General features: G+C 30.8%; 1 protein-coding gene and 1 pseudogene. Both read left to right on the top strand.

Annotation, left to right across the window (positions count from 1 at the left end; all coding sequences use genetic code 11):
* Window positions 1-321 precede the first annotated feature (321 nt).
* Window positions 322-627 (top strand): annotated as a pseudogene (locus ACP6PK_RS27380) (element excision factor XisH family protein).
* A gap of 92 nt (window positions 628-719) precedes the next feature.
* Window positions 720-1061 carry a XisI protein gene (locus tag ACP6PK_RS27375; RefSeq protein WP_426564411.1) on the top strand — a complete coding sequence of 114 codons (342 nt, stop codon included), beginning with the start codon at window positions 720-722 and terminating at the stop codon, window positions 1059-1061.
* Window positions 1062-2425 lie beyond the last annotated feature (1364 nt).

Below are 2425 nucleotides of genomic sequence, written 5' to 3'. Positions count from 1 at the left end.
TTAATTTATAACTGATTGATTAAAAAAAAGCTCTCCATTTGGAGGGCTTTTTTTTATTTGTTTGATGCAAAATTTACAGCAAATGATAAACCTGTAGGGAGGTTCCATGGAACCTCCCTACTTTGGATACTGAAAATTCAAACTGTATTGCCAAACAAAATATGGTATTTAGGGTGAGAAGGGATATAATACCAAGCGTGATAAAAGAATGTTATAAAGAGGACTTACGCAAAATATTAAATCATACACCATTTGTAGGGTCAAATGGCTGTTTGCCCTTACTATATCTAGTAGTTTTGCGTAAGTTCTGATAAAATTTTTATGCCAGCCAGAGATATTTACCACGACTCTGTTAAAAATGCCTTGATTAAGGATGGTTAGATAATTACTGCTTACCCCTATAAAATTGAATATGAAGATGCCGAACTTTATGCAGATTTAGCTATCGAAAATACTGAAAACAAGGAACGTAAAATTATTATAGAAATTAAGAGTTTTATCAGTCGTTCACTAATTAATGAGTTTGAGAAGGCTCTTGGTCAGTATATTTTATATCGTCATTTAATTCAACTAGCTCAAGATGAATATCAATTAATTTACTTGGCGATTGAAGAGAATATTTATTAAACATTTTTTCAGAGAAAGTCTATAGAAACTGTAGTTAAATTAAATCAAATAAATTTATTGATTGTGAACATGGAAGGTGAAGAGATTATAGAATGGATAGATTAGTCAATTATCGACAATTGATTAAACAAGTTTTAACTGAGTATGATAATTTTGGTTGTCAAGCACCTAATAAAAAACGGGAAACTTGTTTAGTATTTGATGAAACTCACGACCATTATTTATGGTTGACTGTAGATTGGCAAGGGAGTAAGCGACATAAATATACTCACGTTCATATTCGGATTAAGAATGAAAAGATTTATGTTGAGGAAGATTGGACGGAGGAAGGTATTGCTACAGAATTAATGGCTAAAGGTGTTTATAGTAGTGAAATTGTTTTAGCTTTTCAACCTCCAGATGTTAGGAAATACACTGAATTTGCTGTTGTTTAATTAATTGTTATTACTGCGATAATTTTGGTCTGGAAATAATTCACTATGGTGCTAAAAATTTGCCTGTATATTTTGGCTACTGTTGAGTCTTCTACTATTCCTGGTTAAGGTTGAGTTGATGAAAAAAAAAGCTCTCTTTTTTGGATGGCTTTTTTTGATTTTGTTTGACTCAGCAATGGCTGGCTAATTTAATTCTTGATATAAATTTATTGGCTGATAGGAATAGGACGTTTAGCAATCAAACTCCCAGAGTAGGATAGTTAGATTAAAATTCTCTGGGATTGACCAGTCAAAAAATACATATACTATTGCGGAATAGTTTTAATTTTCCAGACACAGGGTTTTGCCAGAAGTTCTGATTTAATTAATAGGCAGGAACAGAAAATTTGCCTTGCTCCTCTTTTGAAAATTATCTTTGATTGACCAGTAAAAAATGACATATACTGTTGCGCAATAGTTTTAATCTTCTATATATAGGATTTTGCCAGAAATCCTGATTTAATGGCTCGGCAGAAACAGAACATTTCCTTTGCTCATCCTTTTGAAAATTATCTTTTGAAAATTATCTGGGATTGACCAGTTAAAAACTAGATATACTATTGCGCAATAGTTTAATTTTCCAGACACAGGATTTTGCCAGAAGTTCTGATTTAATTGATAGGCAGGAACAGAAAATTGACTCTACTCTTTGTATGAAAATTATCTTTTGAAAATTCTTTGTGATTGACCAGTAAAAAATGACATATACTGTTGCGCAATAGTTTTAATCTTCTATATATAGGATTTTGCCAGAAATCCTGATTTAATGGCTCGGCAGAAACAGAAAATTTACTCTACTACTCCGAATTAAAAATTATCTTTTGAAAATTATCTTTGATTAACCAGTAAAAAATGACATATACTGTTTCGGAATAGTTTTAATCTTCTATATATAGGATTTTGCCAGAAATCCTGATTTAATGGCTCGGCAGAAACAGAAAATTTACTCTACTACTCCGAATTAAAAATTATCTTTTGAAAATTATCTTTGATTAACCAGTAAAAAATGACATATACTGTTTCGGAATAGTTTTAATCTTCTATATATAGGATTTTGCCAGAAATCCTGATTTAATGGCTCGGCAGAAACAGAAAATTTACTCTACTACTCCGAATTAAAAATTATCTTTTGAAAATTATCTGTGATTAACCAGTAAAAAATTACATATACTGTTGCGCAATAGTTTTAATCTTCTATATATAGGATTTTGCCAGAAGTCCTGATTTAATGGCTCGGCAGAAACAGAAAATTGACTCTACTCTTTGTATGAAAATTATCTTTTGAAAATTATCTGTGATTAACCAGTAAAAAATTACATATACTG

This window comes from Dapis hubbardiae BLCC-M172 (assembly GCF_050016015.1).
GTDB lineage: Bacteria > Cyanobacteriota > Cyanobacteriia > Cyanobacteriales > Microcoleaceae > Trichodesmium.
This window is presented reverse-complemented; position numbering and strand designations above follow the sequence as displayed.

Coding starts and splice junctions, on each gene's coding strand:
- ACP6PK_RS27375 (WP_426564411.1), top strand. CDS start 720: ATGGATAGATTAGTCAATTATCGACAATTGATTAAACAAGTTTTAACT.